The following is an 18343-nucleotide window of genomic DNA, read 5'->3' as shown; positions in this document are numbered from 1 at the left end:
ATCGATCTGAAATCGAAGACGGGTAAGCGAGGGACCTAACCGTCCAGATCGCGCATGCGTTTCCGTCACCCTTCAAGACGCAATTTTCGGCTGCTTGCCGTGCTGGCCATTGCTCAGATCGCCGGCTGGGGCACCGTTGGATTGCCGGCCGTCGCCGGTTCGGCGATGGCCGCCGGACTGCAACTGAGTCTGCCCGTCATCTTCGCGGGAACCTCGGTTCTCTACGTGCTGATGGGACTTTGCGGACCGATTCTCGGTCCGGTTTTCACGCGCTTCGGTGCGCGCAGGATAATGATTTCCGGGTCGATGCTTGCTGCGCCCGGTTTCGTTGTCCTCGGCTTTTCGCAAGGCCCGGTCGCCTATTTTGCCGCCTGGGCGGTCCTTGGTGTCGCGGGCGCGGCGACGCTGTCGACCGCAGCCTACATCTACCTCAATGAAGTGCTGGGACGGCAAGCCAAAAGCGCGATCAGCGCCCTGATGCTGATGACCGGCTTGTCCAGCAGCATCTTCTGGCCGCTGACGGCATTCCTGGTCGAACATCTAGGCTGGCGTTCGAGTTGCCTGGCTTTTGCCGGTGTCATGGTTTTCGTCTGCCTGCCGCTTTACGGCGTTGGTCTGCCTGCCCGATCGTCCGGCGCTGACGCGCTGGAGCCGGCGGTGCCGGGCGTTGGCCATTCGGCCGTCGGAGGGGCCACCTTCTATCTCATTGCGTCCGCGATCGCGCTGAATGCCTTTGTCACCTACGGCCTGTCGGCGATCCTGATCGAACTGTTCAAGGCGCGCGGGCTGACATTGGCGCAAGCTGTCGGCCTCGGGTCGATGCTGGGTGTCATCCAGGTTCTGGCGCGTGGGCTGGATTTCATGGGCGGCGGACGCTGGGACGGCATCACCACCGCCATCGTTGCCGGGGCCGCACTGCCATTGGCGATGGTTTTGCTGATCGCCGGCGGTGATGGGTACGCGGGGCTCGTCGCTTTCGTGGTTCTCTATGGCTTGGCCAGCGGCGCGCTCGCGGTGGCGCGAGCGACCATCCCCCTGGTCTTCTACGACAAAGGTGCCTACGCACGAGCGGCATCGCGCATCGCATTGCCACTCAATCTGCTTTCGGCGTCATCTCCGCCGATCCTGGCGGCGCTTCTCAGCCGCTTCGGCGGCAATGCGGTGCTTGCCTTGACGGCGATATGCTCGACGATAGCACTGGCAAGCCTGATCCTGCTCAGGAGCCGTCGGCCATCGGCTGCTGTGGCAGCTGAACGACACCAGGGCGTTTGATGTTCCGCATGTAGAACCGCTGCGAATTGCGCTAGTTCCTCATGGTCTCCGGCACAGGGTAGCCGGCGTTCGCGCGATGGCTAAGCGACGACACCAGAAGGTTTTCGGCCCGGCTGTTCGGCACCAGACGAACCACCTTGTAGCCACGCTCTTTGAGATCGGCCAGCAGGGCCGGCAGCATCTTGCCGGTGCGGGCATGGATGTCATGCATCAGGATGATGCCGGAGCCGCGTGCCTCGACGCGGGCGAGGGTGCGCTGGCGCACCTGTTCGGGACTCGACTGGAAGTAGTCCTTGGAATCGATGTCGGCGTCGATGACGGTGATGCCGCGGGCTGCCAGTTGCCGGCGCAGCGCCGGTGTCGAGGCCAGATAGGGGAAGCGGAAGAAGGGAGCAGCGCGATAGCGCGTCGGCACCAGCGCATCCGAGACATTCTTCATGCCGCTGTTGATCTGCGTTTCGGCATTTGCCGTGCTGATCTGGGTGAGATTGGCATGGCTCTGCGAATGGGTGCCGATGGTGTGACCGCGCATGGCCACCTCGCGCACCAGTCCCGGGTAGGAGCGCGCCATCTGGCCGACCATCAGGAAAGTCGCCTTCACGCCTGCCTTGTCGAGTGCGTCGAGCACAGCCGGCGTGCGACCGGGTACGGGACCATCGTCGAAGGCCAGGGCCACTTCGTGCTTGCGCAGCCTGAGGTCAGAGACGTTGTTCACCGTCACCGTGCGACCGGCAAGGTCGCCGAAGGACAGGGATGGAGCACTGCCGGCTTCCTTGCCTGCTGCATGTGCTGGTTCGGCGGCAAAGGCAAGCTTGGTTTCATTGCCCGCCATGTTGTGCCTGGCGGTGCCACAGGCAGCGCTGGTTACAGCGATGAAGCCAAAAGTGAAGATACGCGCCAGACGGCACCCAGACCAAACCACAGCCAAGCTATCCCTTTGAGAATGCGTGTGTTTTATTGCGATTATGGTTACTGAATGGTTTACAAAGGGTCGTTAGGGGAGGTGTTTGAGCGGTCACGGAGCGCGTTTTGATGGTCCAGGGCGTCCGCTCGCAGAACGAAAAATACTGTGACTTGCCGCAACCGTTGCGATAACACTAATGGGGTTCGGCCTGACGGTCGAAACGAGTTCATGCGAGGAGTTGCCATGCTCTGGAAGGGTCGCCGGCAGAGTGACAACATCGAGGATAACCGCAGTGACGGTGGCGGTGGTCTGCCCGGCGGTCTCGGCGGCGGCCCCGGCCAGTTTCGTATCCCGATCGGTGGACGCGCCGGTGGCGGCGGGCTGTCGACCATCATCATCCTGGTGGTGCTCTATTTCGGGCTGAAGTTCCTCGGCATCGATCCTATGCAGGTCCTGGGCGGTGGCGGCGGGTTGATGCCGGGTGACAACAGCCAGATCACCCAGTCCGACCAGCCAGGCCAGAGCGCGCAGGCCAATGACGAGATGAAGCAGTTCGTCGCGACCATCCTGGCCGAAACAGAGGATGTCTGGACCGGTATCTTCCAGGCCAACGGCCTGACCTATGAACAGCCGAAGCTGGTCCTGTTCACCGGCCAGATCCGCTCGGCCTGCGGTTTTGCCAGCTCGGCATCAGGCCCGTTCTATTGCCCGGGCGACCACAAGGTCTATCTGGACACCGCCTTCTTCGACCAGCTTTCACGGCAGTTCGGCGCTTCCGGCGATTTCGCCGAGGCATATGTGATCGCGCACGAGGTCGGCCACCATGTGCAAAATCTCACTGGCGTGCTGCCCAAGTTCAACCAGATGCGGCAGCGCATGAGCGAGGCCGACGCCAACCAGATGTCGATGCGGGTCGAACTGCAGGCCGACTGTTTCGCCGGCGTGTGGGGACGCTTCACTGCGCAAAAGGGCATTCTGGAGCAGGGTGACCTGGAAGAAGCGCTGAATGCTGCCAAGCAGATCGGTGATGACACGCTGCAGAAGAAGATGCAGGGCTACGTCGTGCCGGAAAGCTTCAATCATGGCACTTCGGCGCAGCGCCAGCGCTGGTTCAAGGCCGGTTTCGACTCGGGCAAGCTGTCGTCCTGCGACACTTTCAACAACCCGATCTGACGGCCGCCTTGCGATGGCGGTCGACAAGCGTATCAGGCTCGACGCGCAGCTTTCACTGTCACGCCTGGTCTTTGGGGCGTGGCGGCTGCTCGACACGGCAGAGCGTCCCGACGCACAGAGTGTAGCGCGTCTTATCGGTACGGCGGTCGATCTTGGTCTGACGAGCTTCGACCATGCCGATATCTATGGCGACCACGGCGTCGAGGCGGCATTCGGCGCTGGCCTGGCAGCCTGGAAGGGCCGGCGACAGGACATCCAGATTGTCACCAAATGCGATATCATGCTGGTCTCGCAAAACCGTCCGCGCAATTGGGTTACGCATTACAACACCGGTGCGGCCCATATCGAGGCCTCGGTGGAGCGCTCGCTGGCAAACCTCGGCACCGACTATCTCGATCTCCTGCTGCTGCACCGACCGGACCCGCTGATGGATGCCGACGACACGGCTCGCGGCCTGGAAAACGTGGTGGGCGCCGGCAAGGTGCGTGCGATCGGCGTTTCCAATTTCACGCCTTCGCAGATCGATCTGCTCGCCTCGCGGCTGCCGTTCCCGATCGTCACCAACCAGATCGAGCATTCCGTTCTGGAGACTTCCGCGCTCTATGATGGCCGGCTCGATCACGCGCAGCGTCTGCGTTACGCCCCGATGATCTGGTCGCCTCTCGGGGGCGGGTCGTTGTTCACCGGTGACAGCGATCGCGAGGATCGGGTACGGCGGGCGCTGGCGAAGGCGGCGGAGGCGCATGGCACCGGCGACATTTCGGCAATCTCGATTGCCTGGCTGTTGCGTCACCCCGCCAGGCTGATCCCAGTGCTCGGCACGATGAAACCGGAACGGCTTGCCCAAATGTCCAAGGCGCTCGACATCGAACTCGACCGCCAGCATTGGTTCGCGATCCTCGAAGCCAGCGAAGGCAGACCTGTGCCTTAACGGGCAACAGTCTGCGGTCCTATCGATCCATGTTCGCCGAATTACATTCGCAAATGCCATGTCTGGTGACGGCTACTGTCAGGAGACAGGCCGAGAAGCCGTTCTTTCATTGTTCTTATCGCAAGCTTCCCCTATAAGGGCCGTCCCGCTGCAGACCGGCGGATGAGGGATGAGCCACCATGCTGGAAGCCAAGACCGCCAGACGAGGCCTGATCCTCGTCTTCACCACGCTTTTGCTCGATATTATCGGTTTCGGCATCATCATGCCGGTGCTGCCGGCCTATCTGCAGGAGTTGACTGGCGTCGGTGTTTCCGAAGCCGCGATCGAGGGCGGCTGGCTGTTCTTCGTCTATGCAGCCATGCAATTCGTGTTCGCGCCGATCATCGGTGGCCTTAGCGACCGCTTCGGCCGTCGGCCGGTGTTGCTCGCCTCTGTGCTGACCTTCTCCATCGACAATCTGATCTGCGCCATCGCCTGGTCCTATCCGATGCTGTTCATCGGGCGTGTGCTTGCCGGCATTTCCGGCGCCAGCTACTCGACCACGTCGGCCTTCATCGCCGATATCTCCACCGACGAGAACCGGGCCAAGAATTTCGGCCTGCTCGGCATCGCCTTTGGCGTCGGCTTCGTCATCGGTCCGGTGCTCGGCGGCCTGCTAGGCACGTTCGGGCCGCGCGTACCGTTCTATTTCGCGGCTGGGCTCGCCTTGCTCAATTTCATCATCGGGTACTTCCTGCTGCCGGAAACGCTGGACAAGAAGCACCGTCGCCGCTTCGAATGGAAGCGGGCGAACCCAGTCGGCACGCTCATGCAGATGCGCAACTATGACGGCATCGGCTGGATCGGCCTGGCGTTCTTTCTTATGACGCTTGGCCACATGGTCTACCCGGCTGTGTGGTCGTTTGTTTCCACCTATCGTTACGGCTGGAGCGAACAGCAGATCGGCTTTTCGCTCGGTGCCTTCGGTCTGTGTGGCGCGATCGTCATGGCGACGATCCTCCCGCGTGTCATTCCCGCGCTAGGCGAGTGGAAAACGGCGGCAATCGGACTGTCGTTCACGGCGGCAAGCGCTATCGGCTATGCGTTCGCGATGCAGGGCTGGATGATCTATGCCGTCGTCGTGGCTGGCTGCCTGGAAGCACTTGCGGATCCGCCGCTGCGCAGCCTTGCCGCCGCCAAGGTACCACCGTCGGCGCAAGGTGAATTGCAGGGGGCGATGACGTCGATCTTCTCGATCACCTCGATCATCACGCCGCTGCTCTATACGGCAATCTTCTCGTGGTTCACCGGACCGGATGCGCCGATAACGTTCGGCGGTGCGCCTTATCTGCTGGCGGCGTTCTTCCTGGCCATGTCGGTACTCGTCTTTGTTACCAAGGTGGCAAAACCGACACCGAAGGAGGTCGAGCAGATGCACACGCAGGAAGGCGCGGCCGGCGGTCACTGAGAATTAAAAAGGCGGCCTAGGCCGCCTTTTTTTGTCCCTGAAATCTTGTCGTCAAGCCCGTTCGGTCAGCGCTGGCTCGCCCTTCTTTGCGCGGATCAGATTGGCGAAGCGGCGGAACAGATAGTGTGAATCCTGCGGTCCGGGCGAAGCTTCGGGATGATGCTGCACGGAGAACACCGGACGGCCCTTCAGCGTGATGCCGCAGTTCGAACCGTCGAACAGTGAAACGTGAGTCTCTTCAACATCTTCGGGCAGCGACTTGGAGTCAACCGCGAAGCCGTGGTTCATCGACACGATCTCAACCTTGCCGGTGGTGTGATCCTTGACCGGATGGTTGGCGCCGTGATGACCCTGGTGCATCTTCTCGGTTTTGCCGCCGAGCGCCAGTGCCAGCATCTGGTGGCCAAGGCAGATGCCGAAGACCGGGATGTCGGTCTTGAGCAGGTCACGGATGACCGGAACCGCATATTCACCGGTGGCAGCGGGATCGCCGGGGCCGTTGGACAGGAAGATGCCATCCGGCTTCATGGCCAGGATCTCGTCGGCGCCTGTCTTGGCCGGGACCACGGTGACCTTGGCGCCGAGGCCGGCGAGCAGGCGCAGGATGTTGCGCTTCACGCCATAGTCGATCGCCACCACGTGCATGGTCGGTTCTGCCTGTTCGCCATAGCCTTCGTTCCAGGCCCAGGGAGTTTCCTTCCAGACTGAGGACTGGCCGGATGTCACGTCCTTGGCGAGGTCGAGGCCGACGAGGCCCGACCATGCGGCGGCGCGGCGCTTGAGATCATCGATGTCGAACTTGCCGTCAGGAGCATGTGCTATGACGGCGTTGGGCATACCCTTTTCGCGGATCAGTGCGGTGAGCGCACGCGTGTCGATGCCGGACAGGGCAACGATGCCGCGACGCTTCAGCCACTGGTCGAGGTGTCCGGCGGCGCGGAAACTGGACGGGTCGGTGACATCGGCCTTGAAGATGGCGCCGACGGCCCCGGCACGCACGGCCGGGTTCAGGTCCTCAATGTCTTCATCATTGGTGCCGACATTGCCGATATGCGGGAAGGTGAAGGTGACGATCTGGCCGGCATAGGAAGGGTCGGTGAGGATTTCCTCATAACCGGTGAGCGCGGTGTTGAAGCAGACTTCGGCAACGGCAGAGCCGGTGGCGCCGAGGCCGCGCCCTTCGATGACCGTGCCATCGGCCAGCACCAGAACGGCGGTTGGCGTTTCGGTGGTCCAGGGGGCGGTCGCGGCCATGGCGGCTCTCCATCAAGAGACGAACAAATGGCAACCATGCCGGTCCCAGATTGCGCGCCAAGAAGCGCCGGGCAGCTTTGCCCACGCCAATCCATGTAACCAGTTTGGTTGCAAGGCCCTCCCTTAAGTGAAGGGGCGGGCAGGGTCAATCGCTGCAAGGTGCGGCAGGACAGGATTCGTACCGCAAGCTTGTGATTTCGACTGAAATGCCATTTATCAGGTCGAAACCAAGGAGCAGGACGATGCGCGAGAAGGTCACCGAAGAGGTCAAGGCAGCCATGAAAGCCGGCGACAAGCCGCGGCTCACAACGCTTCGGCTGATCCAGTCGGCGATCAAGGATCGCGACATCGCCAACCGCGGTAATGGCAAGGACGCCGCCAGCGACGACGAGATCCTGCAGATCCTGGCCAAGATGGTGAAGCAGCGCGAGGAATCGGCCAAGGCCTTCGAGGATGGCGGCCGGCCAGAGCTCGCTGCCAATGAGCGTGCCGAGATCACGATCATTCGCGATTTCCTGCCGACGCAGATGGATGCCGCCGAGACCGAGGCGGCGATCCGCGCCGTGATCGCCGAAACCGGAGCTGCCGGGGTCAAGGACATGGGCAAGGTGATGGCAGCGCTTCGTGAGAAGTTCGCGGGGCAGATGGATTTCGGCAAAGCCAGCGGCGTGGTGAAAGCGCTTTTGGGCTAGCCTCCCGTTTCAGAGAAGGCGGCGGTTCGGGCGCGCCTTCCAAAGAGGCTGGAACTTTTCGAAAAAATTTTCGGGCGATGTCGAATCCGGATCCGGCCGTTCGACAAAGGGCGTCAACAACGCACCGCAAGGAGATGACCCGTGCGCTATATCTGCCTGATCTACTACGATGCCAAGAAGCTGTTCGATGGCAGTGCCGAATCCAACGCTGCGCTCGCCGAATGCGCGGACCATGACGAAAAGCTGAAGGAAAGCGGCCATTTCGTCGCCGGGGAGGCACTCGAACTGCCGTCCACCGCTATGACGGTGCAAGTGCGCGACGGCAAGATGTCGTCCACCGACGGACCGTTCCTGGAAACCCGCGAGATGCTGGGCGGCATCATCGTCATCGACGCCCGCGACCTCAACGAAGCAGCGCGTGTCGCCAGCACCCATCCGCTGGCACGTATCGGTTCGATCGAAGTGCGGCCGGCGGTGGATTTCTCGACGCCACCTCCCACGCTGGCCGATCTTTGAGGCGACGGTGACCGAAGCCGAGGCACGCGCTGCCGTCGAGGCGGTCTACCGCAGCGAAAAGCGGCGCGTGCTGGCAACGCTGATCCGTCTGCTCGGCGGATTCGAGGCGGCGGAAGAGGCCCTGCATGAGGCTTTTGCCGCCGCCGCGCAGCGCTGGCCGGTCGAAGGCGTTCCAGCCAATCCCTATTCCTGGCTGGTTTCGACGGGTCGTTTCAAGACCATCGACCGCTGGCGCAGGCAGGCCAGGCTCACCGCTGCCGTGCCGGAACTTATCGCCCTGGCCGATACGACAGCCGAAACCGTGTTTCCGGAAACGATCCACGATGATGAGCTGCGGCTGATCTTCACCTGTTGCCACCCGGCATTGGCGCCGGACGCACGCATCGCGCTGACATTGCGGGAGGTTGGCGGACTGACGACGGAAGAAATCGCCCGCGCCTATCTGGCGCCGGCGCCGACGATCGCGCAGCGCATCGTGCGCGCCAAGGCGAAGATCCGCGACGATGCGATTCCCTATGAGGTGCCTGGCCGTGCCGAACTGCCGGCTCGTATCGAAAGCGTGCTGAAGGTGATCTATCTCGTCTTCAACGAAGCTTATGCCGCGACCGAAGGGCCGCAACTGACCCGGACCGATCTGGGTGCCGAGGCAATGCGTCTCGGGCGACTGGTGATGGGACTGCTCGAGGAACCGGAGCCGATCGGTCTTCTCGCTCTGATGCTGCTGCATGAGTCCCGGCGGACGGCACGTGTCGACGCAGCCGGAGACCTTGTGCTGCTGGAAAACCAGGACCGCTCCTTATGGGACAGGAATCTGATCGCTGAGGCCCTTGGCCTTGTCGAACGCGGGTTTGCCATGCGCAGGGCCGGACCTTGTCTGCTGCAGGCGGCGATCGCGTCTGTCCATGCCAGCGCACCCAGCATTGAGAACACCGATTGGGCGCAGATTGTTGGTCTCTACGACACGCTGCTGCGTGTCGATCCTTCCCCAGTGGCTTCGCTCAACCGTGCTGCAGCGATCGGCATGCGGGATGGGCCGGCGGCTGGACTGGCGGCGATTGAGATGGCGTTAGGCTCGGGCGGGCTCGAGGGTTATCATCTTGCGCACGCTGCCCGCGCCGACATGCAGCGCAGGCTGGGGCAGGGGGATGCCGCCAGGATCTCCTATCGACGTGCGCTGGAACTTGTCAGGCAACCCGCCGAGCGGCGTTTTCTGGAAGCGCGGCTGGCCGAGATCGACCGCGGCTGACTACTGCCCGTACTGCACGACCCAGTCCGCGGGTTCCTTTTCGGCGCTGCCATTGACCTTGACGTTGTATTGCCGCGCCCAGCGATATCCCCACATCGGGCCGAACTTGGTCGCTGCGGTCAGCGGTTTGCCGTAGATGGGATCGGCCTGTGCCGTTTCCAGCGTGACGAAGCGGTATCCGGCTTCTTCAAACAGGACCAGGATGCGATCAAGAGTGGCGGCGTTCAGGCTGTTCACATGCAAGAGCATGATCGCCGGCGGTTCGTATCCCAGTACCTGGCGGTTGAGATCGGCATAGTAGGCGATCTGTTCCCTGCTGTGCTCGAGATAGGCAGCGACGATGCGCTCGGCCTTGGCGGGGTCCTTCGCCGCGAGCGCCTTTTCATAAGCCCGGTCGAACAGATAGTCGGATGTGTCGATGGTCGAAGCGGCCAGCGTGTAACCGTGTTTCGCAGCAAGTGCAGCAATCGCTTGCTGTTTCTCCGGCGTGTTGCCGACATGGTTGTAGGGAAAGCGCAAGAAGCGCGGTTTTGAGACCGCAGAGCGGACCGGGAGTGGGCCGATGCTGCGTTCGCCGTCGACGATTTCTTTCTCGATAGCGTCGATATCGAGCCCGTTGCTGTCGGCATGGGAGTAGGTGTGGTTGCCGAGTTCAAGTCCGGCGGCAATCCAGTCTGCCAAGACCTCCTTGCCGATCGCTCCAAGCTGTTCCACGCGTTTTTCAACGACGAAGCCCGTCGCAGGGGCTGCATGCGATTTCAGTGTACCGAGAATATCGCGATTCACCTGCCGAACGGCATCGAAAGTCGGCGGCCGCGGCGCTTCGGGGTCGGCCGCATTGACGTGCGGCAGGTCGTCGAAAGTGATCGCGACCGTCCGGTCTGCGGCCGATTCAGCTGCCTGCAATCCACCGGGGCCACATTGGGAAAACAGCGCAAAGCCGACAAGGATTGCGGCAACTGCTGCAAGCCTGCCCTGGGCAATGGTCTTTCTGGTCTGGGTCATTTCCGCATCGAGTTGCTGTGGGCATCCTGTGCTGTGTTCGAGCATGTTCATTGCGCCTGCATTGCGCTGAAGAATTGGCAGCAGCTTCATGGAAGAGAAAACAGCACTGGAACCTGCGTCCATCGTTTTGCGTGATGCCCGTCAGAGCGAGCGTCTGGCCCTTGAAGAATTGCAGTGGCGGGCCTCGCTGGTGCATCCGGCTTATCGTGATGCCTTGCTCGGGGATCGTAACATCGTGCATCTGCCTGCGGAGCACCTGGACGATGGACGCGCCATCGTGGCCGAAGTCGACGGCAATATCGCGGGGTTTGCCATCGTGCTGCCGATCGGCGACGGAGTATCGGAGCTCGACGGACTGTTCGTCGAGCCGAAAGTGGCAGGCAGGAGTGTCGGCAAGGCGTTGGTCGAGGCTGCCAGGCGACACGCACAAATCTCCGGCGCTGTCTCGCTGAAGGTCGTGGCTGCGCTGGAAGTGGAAGGCTTCTACCGCCGTTGCGGTTTCGAACTGGTGGGAGAGACCGAGACCTTGCTGGGCAAGGCGTTGGTCATGGTGCTGGGGTTAAGGGACTGACGCATACGCCAGAGCAATTTCAGGAAAAGTTCGCAACGGTCTTCTGTCCGGAATGGCGTGAAAACAACGAGTTGGAGTGTTTCAGAGTTTCCGTGAAAACGGAAGGCTCTCGTGTCAGTTGGCCGTTCGAAACGCTCGAGACGGCATTGGCTTATGCGAAGAAGGACGCTACCAATTTCACATTGCGAAATTTTGGACGGCGGTTCGGAGCACATCTGCTTGACAAGCCTCGGTCCAGCCCACAAGTTCCGCGCTCTAAATAACGCGTTAACTATCGACTGTTCCAGGGAGGATGGGAATGGCCATTTCGCGTCGGAAATTCATGCAGGGTTCCGCTTCGCTTCTGGCGGCGCCGGCACTGCTCGGTACAACGGGCGCCCGCGCCCAGGAGACCGTGACGCTCAAACTGCATCACTTCCTGCCGCCGGTCTCCAACGTGCATTCCAAGCTGTTGGAGCCATGGGCAAAGCAGGTGGCCGCCGACAGCGGCGACAAGCTGAAGATCGAGATTTATCCCGCCATGCAACTCGGCGGTAAGCCGCCGCAGCTTTACGATCAGGCACGCAATGGTGTCGTCGATATCGTCTGGACCTTGCCTGGCAATACGCCGGGACGCTTCCCGTCGACCGAAGTGTTCGAACTGCCCTTCGTCGCGGCATCCAAGGCTACCGCCAATGCGCCGGCGGCACAGGAGTATGGTGAAGCCAACCTCGCCAAGGAGACCGCGGACGTCAAACTGCTGTCGTTCTGGGCGCATGACCAAGGCCTGATCCACACCAACAAGCCGATCGCCAAGATGGAGGATCTGGCCGGTCTCAAGCTGCGCAACCCGACGCGGCTGGCCGGTGAAGCGCTTTCGGCACTGGGCGCGGTCTCGGTATCGATGCCTGTTCCGCAGACTCCGGAAGCCTTGGCGCAGAAGGTGATCGATGGCGCCGTGATCCCGTGGGAAGTTGTACCTTCCATCAAGGTCGATGAATTGACCCGCTATCATACTTCTGTTCCGGGCACCCCGACGCTCTACACCGCGACCTTCTTCCTGGCCATGAACAAGGACCGCTACGCCAGCTTGCCGGACGAGCTAAAGGCGGTGCTCGACAAGAATTCGGGGATGACCTTTGCCAAGCTCGCCGGCAAGATGTGGGACGATGTCGGCTCGCAAGTGGCCGACAAGGTGAAGGCCAGCGGCAAGAATACGGTCTCTGAGATCAGCGAAGGAGAAAAGGCCCGCTGGGTCGAGGCGACGAAACCCGTACGCGACAAATGGGTCGAGGACATGAAAGGCAAGGGCCTTGATGGTGCCGCGCTGCTCGAGCAGGCCAAGGCGCTGATCACCAAGTACAGCGCGGCTTGATGTCCGCTAGAGTCGGTTGCGTCTTTGCGCGGATCCGGGTGAGGGAGGTCTGATGGAGGCGCAATCGGGATCGCCGGGGCGCTTCGCCCGGGCTGTGGAGGCGACAACGGCGGCCGTGGCGATTGCCGGCGGTATCCTGATCCTGATCGTGGCCGGAATTGTCACCACGAGCGTGGTTGGCCGCTGGCTTTTCAACAAGCCGATCCCGGCCGACTATGAATTCGTCGAGATCGGCATCGGTGTCGCCGTTTTCGCGTTCCTGCCTTACACGCAGATGCGCAACGGCCACATCGCGGTCGATACCTTCACGCAGCGCCTGCCGGCGAGGACGAACGCCACAATCGATGCAGCATGGGATCTCGTGCTCGCCGCTTTCCTCGGTTTCTTTGCTTGGGGACTCGTATCGGGCGCACAGGAATCCTTCCAATACAACGAAACCATGGTCCAGATTTCCTGGCCAATCTGGCCGGTCTACGCCATTTGCGCGGCTCTTTCGGCGGTGGCTTTCCTGGGGGCATTGGCAGTTGCCATCCTGAAATTCGGAGGCCGCGCGTGAGCGGCGTCGAACTAGCCCTTCTTGGTTTCGCGGTGATGCTGGTCCTGATCGCGATCCGCATGCCGATCGCACTTGCCATGCTGGTGGTGGGGGCAGGCGGCTACGCTTATCTTTCTGGCTGGAACGCGCTGTTCTACTACCTGCAGACCAATACCTACCGGCAATTCGCCTCCTATACGCTTTCGGTCATCCCGCTGTTCATCCTGATGGGCGCGCTGGCAGAACGGTCCGGTATGGCAGCGACGCTGTTCCAGGCGGCTGAGCGGCGGCTGGGCAAGACGCGCGGCGGCCTGCCGATGGCGGTCATCCTCGCCTGCACGGGCTTCGGCGCCATCTGCGGCTCCTCGGTCGCGACCACCGCGACGTTCGGGCGCGCGGCCATGCCGGAGCTGCGCCGCGCCAAGGTCGATCTCGGCCTCGCCACAGGTACGATTGCGGCAGGCGGGACGCTGGGCATTCTCATTCCGCCTTCGGTCATCCTGGTGATCTACGCCATCACCGCCGAGCAGAACATCGCCAAGCTGTTCCAGGCAGCACTCATTCCCGGCCTGCTCGCTGCTGCGTTCTATTGCATTGCGATTGCCGTCGTCGTGCGGCGGCGACCGGAACTTGCTCCGCCGGTCGAGCGTGAGGTCGAACGCCTGCCACAACCTGCTTGGGCGCGGCCCATCGGCGGTCTTGTCGCATTGGCTGCCATCGGCGCCGGCTACTTCGGGCTGGTCAGCGTCACGGTCGCGGTGCTGGCAGCGATCATCGGACTGGTGCTGTTGGTTGCAGATTTCGCACTGGTGCCTGCGGCCGCCGTCGCGGTCATTGTCGTAGGCGGCATTTATGGCGGTGTCTTTACCCCGACGGAAGGGGCGGCGGTCGGTGTCATCGTCATGCTGGTTTTCGGACTCGCGCAGCGCAAACTGAATGTCGGCAACATGCGCGAGGCGCTGCTGCAGACGGCGGAGACGTCCGGCATGATCTTCCTCATCCTGCTCGGAGCGGAAGTTTTCGGTGCCTTCCTGGCGCTGACGCGCATGCCTTCCACCGTTGCGGAGATGATCGGCAACTCCGGGATGGCGCCCTATGCGGTGCTGATCGGCATGCTGCTGGTCTACATCGTGCTGGGCGCGGTCATGGATGAGCTGGCAATGATCCTTCTGACCCTGCCGGTCTTCGTACCGATCGTGCTGGCGCTGGATTTCGGCATGGGTGCGGAGGATGTGGCGATCTGGTTCGGCATCCTCGTGCTGGTGGTGGTTGGTATCGGTCTTGCTGCGCCGCCGATCGGCCTCAACGTCTTCATCATCAACAAGATTGCCGGCGACGTGCCGATCACCCGCACCTATCGCGGAGTGATGCCCTTCGTGATCGCCGACGTAATTCGGCTGGCGCTGCTGACGGCCTTGCCGGTGCTGTCGCTATGGCTGGTACGCGTTCTCAACTGAGGCGAAGATCGTTTACTCGGCTGCACCCGCGGGCAAAGGCGGGCGCAGGCCGCTGCGGCGCTCGGCGGCGTAAGAGATGACGGCTACGGCAAAAGCCACGACCATCGCAATGATACCGAGCACAGGCAGGATGCGATAACCGTAGCCCGCGCTGAGCACCATGGCGCCGATCGAAGAGGCGAGCGCAATGCCGATGTTGAAGCCTGACGGGATCAGCGATGAAGCAAGGTTTGAAGCATCGGCCGTCCAGGACAGAATACGGGCCTGGATTGGCGCGCCGATGGAGAAGTTGAGTGCGCCCCACAGTGTGATCGCGACGACCATCGGCAGCGGGTAGGGGCTGACCAGATAGACGATCGTCAGCATCACCGCCTGCAGCGCGAGCATGGTGATGAGCGACGGCATCAGCTTCCAGTCCGCCAACCGGCCGCCGACGAACACACCGATGGTCGCGCCGACGCCATTGAGCAGCAGCACCCACGGCACTTGCGCCTTGGTCAGATCTGTCACTTCCTCAAGGAAGGGAGTGATGTAGGTGTAGAGTGTCATCTGGCCCATCATCAGCATCAGCATCAGGATAAGCGAGGTCCAGACCTGCTGACGGCCAAGCGCACGCACTTCACGAGCGAGCCCGGCAGGTCTTGCGGAGGTTCCGGTGGCGCGGGGAATGAGCAGCGCCATGGCTAGAAGGGAGGCGACACCCAGCAGGCTCATGACCCAGAAAGTGGCGCGCCAACCCCAGAGATTGCCGACCGCGGTGCCGACCGGCACGCCGATGATATTGGAGACGGTAAGGCCGGACAGCACAAGCGCGATCGCCATGCCACGCTGTTCTGGCCGGACCAGGCCGACGGCGACCACCATGGCGACGCCGAAATAGGCGCCGTGCGCGACGGCAACCGCAACGCGCAGCGCCAGCATCGACAGGAAGTCTGGTGCCACGGCGCAGGCAACCTGACCAATGGTGAAAGCAATCGCGAGAGCGATCAGCAGCGTCTTGCGCGGTACTCTGGATGTGGCGAGTGTCAGCAACGGGCCGCCGATCGCGATGCCGAGCGCATAGCCGGAGACGAGATAGCCGGCACTCGGGATGGAGACGCTCAAGCCTTCCGCGACCTGCGGCAGCACACCCGCAATGACGAATTCGGTCGTGCCGAAAGCGAAGGCGGCAAGGAAAAGCGCAATCAGGGGAAGTGGCATGGCAATGCTCAAAGGGCTTATGAACGGCCTCTGAACACGATTGGACCTGACAGGCAATCCAGAAATCGTGGACCGGGGTTTAGTTTTTCTGGATAGCCATCCTGGCGATCAGCTGGCGCGCAAGCGGGAATCGCTGAGCAGGCCACGCTTTTCGAGCACCGGATAGGCGATCGAGGCGAGCAGTGAGTTGATCTGCTTCAGGTCGCGGATTGTGTCGAGATGGATGGTGCTGGTCTCGATCGAGTTGGGCGAGCCATCGCGCAGGCGCAGGAAATGTGCCTGGCTCGTCTGCTTCTCGCGGTCGCGCAGCCGGTCCTTTTCCTCGACGATCTGGCGTGCGGTTTCGGCGTCGCTGGAAACCAGCACGTTGAAAGCGAGCCGCGCATTGGCAAGCACGGAGGCGTGGAAGGCGGTCAGTTCACGCCAACCCTCAGGCGTGAATTCCAGTCCGCGCTCCATCTTCTTGCGCACCATCGGCAGCATGTTGCGCACGATGATGTCGCCGACCTGCTCCAGCTTGACGCAGGCGCCGATCAATTCCTGGCAGCGCAAGGCCTCATCTTCGGTCAGGGAATTCTTGGTGACCTTGGCGAGGTAGAGTTTGATGGCGGCATGTTTCTGATCGACCCGGTCGTCGAGTGCCGCAAGCGCCTTGATCTTGTCTTCGTCGGCCTGCTCGTAGAGGTCGATGACACGCTTCAGCATGATCTCGACGGTTTCGCAGACGCGCACGACCTCGCGGGTAGCGTTACCGAGCGCCTGCGCGGGCGTGTTGAGCGCGGCTTCGTTCAATGCCGAGAGCTCCGTCACCTGGAAGGCATCCGCGGGAGCTTCCTTGGCGCCCATTGCGACGATCTTCTGCGAGACCCTGTAGACAAGGCCGGCCAAAGGCAAACCGGCGAGCAGGATGATGACGTTGAACAGGATGTGCGCGTTGACGATCTGGTCCGGCCCGGTGCTGCCGAGGAATGTCACCGGCGGCTTAAAGGCCAGGAACAATGTGAGCATCACCAGCGAGCCGAGCCCGCGCATCAGAAGGTTGCCGACCGGAACGACACGCACGGCAGGCTCGGCGTTGCGGGTGAGCAGCGGCGCGATGATCGAGGAGCCGAGGTTGACGCCCAGCACCAGCACGATGCCGAGCTCCGGCGGGATGAAGCCGCGCCCGGCGAGCGTGGTCATCAGGAGCACTGCGGCAATGCTCGACTGGAACAGCCAGGTAGCGACGGCCGCGAGCAGATAGGCAGTGACGGGATCGCCTTTGAAATAGTCGATGATGACGGGCAGCAGCTGGCTTTCGCGCAGCGGCTCGGAAGCTTGGCCGATCATCTCCAGCGACAGCAGCAGAAGGCCGACGCCGATCAGGATACGGCCGATCTGGCGCCAGTCGCGTCGCTCGGTCGCCATGAACATGATCGTGCCGGTGATCAGGCAGATCGGGACGATCAGCGTCAGATCGAAGGTGAGCAGCTTGACGACCAGCGCCGAGCCGATTTCGGCGCCGCGCACGGCGAGCTGTCCAGCCATGCCGGACACAATGCCTGCACCGGCGAAGGAGCCGACCAGCAGCGTGACTGCGGTGGAGCTCTGCAATGCGATTGCCAGCGCGGTGCCTGCCAGCACCGCCAGCAACGGGTTCTTCATCGTGCCGCGCAGCTTCAGCCGCAGCACGTCGCCATAGGCGCGCTCGACACCGGTCTTCACCATGCGGGTGGCAAACAGCATCAGCGCCACGGCACCGGCCAGATGCAGGAGCACGACCGAGCCGCTCATGCCTGTATCCTCGATACACGACGTGCGGCGTGCCCCAATCCGTCAGGATTTGTGGATGGAAACGTGGCCGGTGGCGTCAAACTGGCGTCGGCCTGATTTGAAACGGCGTTGATCATGAACGTTACATATAGGGCAAATCGGGCGATTCTGACATTAGCCGGATAATAATCTGCTGTTGATGTCGTCGTGCTCCGACAAGCGGCGGCCGGTGTCGGATTTGGACATGAGCGAAACTGCTGTCGTCACTGTGCGGCATGTAACGCGCAAGCCGGACACCCGTTGCAAATGTGGGCTTTTGCGTCTGCGCGAGAGGACGAGTTGCCTCGTCCTTGAAGGTGCAAAAACGCCTCTAACCATCCGTGTTCATTACGAAATTGTAATGAGAACATTCAGTTTTGGTTCATGTTGTGAACTCTATTTCCATCGTGTGTATAAACGAGGAGTCACCCATGAAACGTCTTGTTCTTTCGGCCATGGCCGTATCGATGCTGGCGGCGTCGACCTTGCAGGGCTTTGCTGCGCCGGTCGCTGCGATCAGCGTTCCGCAGTCGAATGTCACCACTGTCCAGTGGCAGGAGCCGATCCGCAAGGACCGCCGCTATGAAGAGCGGCGTCACGGCGACCGGCGCTACGACAATCGTTACGACCGTCGCAGCGTTGAGAAGCGGGTGATCATCCGCAAGGAAGTGGTGCGCGAGCCACACTGGAAGAAAGGCCAGCGTTACCGGGAATGGAAACGTTACCAGGGCATTCGCGATTATCATCGCTACGGCCTGCGTCGCCCAAGTGCCGGCCAGCAATGGATCCGCGTCGGCGACGAGTATCTGCTTGTCGGCATCGCCACGGGCCTGATCGCGGGCGTGCTTGCCGCGCGCTAGGCCAAAGGTCTAGCAAAAGTGAGAGGCGGTCCGGCAGGGCCGCCTCTTTGCATTGCCGTTTGTGAAAAACGGGGCCCTCTGTGAAAATCGGGCATTGCCGGCGATTGCGATAGCCAGTTCAGGCGGCCGTGCTT

At 62.0% G+C, this 18343-nt stretch carries 17 protein-coding genes; 12 read left to right on the top strand and 5 right to left on the bottom strand.

The genetic code is table 11. The annotated features are described in order from the left end of the window. Positions 1-54: 54 nt before the first annotated feature. Entirely contained in the window at positions 55-1272 is a 1218-nt protein-coding gene (locus AC3WTO_RS17210; protein ID WP_492461960.1) for an MFS transporter, read from the top strand. A 31-nt stretch (positions 1273-1303) separates the two neighbouring features. Here the strand turns inward: AC3WTO_RS17210 and AC3WTO_RS17205 are convergent, their stop codons facing one another. Continuing rightward, positions 1304-2194, bottom strand: coding sequence for a polysaccharide deacetylase family protein (locus tag AC3WTO_RS17205; protein WP_492461959.1), 891 nt, complete (start codon positions 2192-2194; stop codon positions 1304-1306). 225 nt (positions 2195-2419) lie between these two features. On the opposite strand from AC3WTO_RS17205, the gene ypfJ reads away from it, so the two are divergent. The 3 genes from ypfJ to AC3WTO_RS17190 all read left to right on the top strand — a co-directional run bounded on the left by ypfJ (position 2420) and on the right by AC3WTO_RS17190 (position 5728). Then, entirely contained in the window at positions 2420-3349 is a 930-nt protein-coding gene (gene ypfJ, locus AC3WTO_RS17200) for a KPN_02809 family neutral zinc metallopeptidase (protein ID WP_492461958.1), read from the top strand. Positions 3350-3362: 13 nt separating this feature from the next. Further along, positions 3363-4280 carry an aldo/keto reductase gene (locus AC3WTO_RS17195; RefSeq protein WP_492461957.1) on the top strand — a complete coding sequence of 306 codons (918 nt, stop codon included), beginning with the start codon at positions 3363-3365 and terminating at the stop codon, positions 4278-4280. Between the two features lie 179 nt (positions 4281-4459). After that, complete coding sequence (locus tag AC3WTO_RS17190) at positions 4460-5728, top strand: TCR/Tet family MFS transporter (RefSeq protein ID WP_492461956.1); 1269 nt, start codon at positions 4460-4462, stop codon at positions 5726-5728. Between the two features lie 51 nt (positions 5729-5779). Here AC3WTO_RS17190 and carA read toward each other — a convergent pair whose 3' ends face one another. After that, positions 5780-6982 carry a glutamine-hydrolyzing carbamoyl-phosphate synthase small subunit gene (gene carA, locus AC3WTO_RS17185; RefSeq protein WP_492461955.1) on the bottom strand — a complete coding sequence of 401 codons (1203 nt, stop codon included), beginning with the start codon at positions 6980-6982 and terminating at the stop codon, positions 5780-5782. Between the two features lie 242 nt (positions 6983-7224). Here carA and AC3WTO_RS17180 point away from each other — a divergent pair, with 242 nt between their 5' ends. From AC3WTO_RS17180 to AC3WTO_RS17170, 3 genes are all read left to right on the top strand, one after another. After that, entirely contained in the window at positions 7225-7674 is a 450-nt protein-coding gene (locus AC3WTO_RS17180; protein WP_492461954.1) for a GatB/YqeY domain-containing protein, read from the top strand. A 141-nt stretch (positions 7675-7815) separates the two neighbouring features. Further along, positions 7816-8190: a YciI family protein gene (locus tag AC3WTO_RS17175; RefSeq protein ID WP_492461953.1), complete on the top strand. Its 375-nt coding sequence runs from the start codon at positions 7816-7818 to the stop codon at positions 8188-8190. 7 nt (positions 8191-8197) lie between these two features. Then, a complete protein-coding gene (locus tag AC3WTO_RS17170) occupies positions 8198-9436 on the top strand; it encodes an RNA polymerase sigma factor (RefSeq protein ID WP_492461951.1) in 1239 nt (412 codons plus the stop codon). Here AC3WTO_RS17170 and AC3WTO_RS17165 read toward each other — a convergent pair whose 3' ends face one another. Then, positions 9437-10441, bottom strand: a complete 1005-nt coding sequence (locus tag AC3WTO_RS17165; RefSeq protein ID WP_492461950.1) for a polysaccharide deacetylase family protein — start codon at positions 10439-10441, stop codon at positions 9437-9439. It abuts the gene before it with no gap. An 88-nt stretch (positions 10442-10529) separates the two neighbouring features. On the opposite strand from AC3WTO_RS17165, the gene AC3WTO_RS17160 reads away from it, so the two are divergent. The 4 genes from AC3WTO_RS17160 to AC3WTO_RS17145 all read left to right on the top strand — a co-directional run bounded on the left by AC3WTO_RS17160 (position 10530) and on the right by AC3WTO_RS17145 (position 14358). Beyond that, positions 10530-11012 (top strand): GNAT family N-acetyltransferase, encoded by a 483-nt coding sequence (locus AC3WTO_RS17160; protein WP_492461949.1) that lies wholly within the window; start codon positions 10530-10532, stop codon positions 11010-11012. Positions 11013-11310: 298 nt separating this feature from the next. After that, a complete protein-coding gene (locus tag AC3WTO_RS17155) occupies positions 11311-12366 on the top strand; it encodes a TRAP transporter substrate-binding protein (RefSeq protein WP_492461948.1) in 1056 nt (351 codons plus the stop codon). Positions 12367-12418: 52 nt separating this feature from the next. Beyond that, the gene (locus AC3WTO_RS17150; protein ID WP_492461947.1) at positions 12419-12922 is read left to right on the top strand and encodes a TRAP transporter small permease; all 504 of its coding nucleotides are present in this window, start codon (positions 12419-12421) and stop codon (positions 12920-12922) included. Continuing rightward, positions 12919-14358 carry a TRAP transporter large permease gene (locus AC3WTO_RS17145; RefSeq protein ID WP_492461946.1) on the top strand — a complete coding sequence of 480 codons (1440 nt, stop codon included), beginning with the start codon at positions 12919-12921 and terminating at the stop codon, positions 14356-14358. Before AC3WTO_RS17150 ends, AC3WTO_RS17145 begins: the two co-directional genes overlap by 4 nt. Positions 14359-14370: 12 nt before the next feature. Here the strand turns inward: AC3WTO_RS17145 and AC3WTO_RS17140 are convergent, their stop codons facing one another. Next, a complete protein-coding gene (locus AC3WTO_RS17140) occupies positions 14371-15558 on the bottom strand; it encodes an MFS transporter (protein ID WP_492461945.1) in 1188 nt (395 codons plus the stop codon). A gap of 108 nt (positions 15559-15666) precedes the next feature. Beyond that, positions 15667-17331: a Na/Pi cotransporter family protein gene (locus AC3WTO_RS17135; protein WP_492461944.1), complete on the bottom strand. Its 1665-nt coding sequence runs from the start codon at positions 17329-17331 to the stop codon at positions 15667-15669. Between the two features lie 449 nt (positions 17332-17780). Between AC3WTO_RS17135 and AC3WTO_RS17130 the strand changes: the two genes are divergently transcribed. Next, on the top strand, positions 17781-18209 hold the full coding sequence (locus tag AC3WTO_RS17130) for an RcnB family protein (protein WP_492461943.1): 429 nt from the start codon (positions 17781-17783) through the stop codon (positions 18207-18209). Positions 18210-18343 lie beyond the last annotated feature (134 nt).

The sequence above is a fragment of the Mesorhizobium sp. EU05-FHT14A09 genome (assembly GCF_058790995.1).
This window is presented reverse-complemented; position numbering and strand designations above follow the sequence as displayed.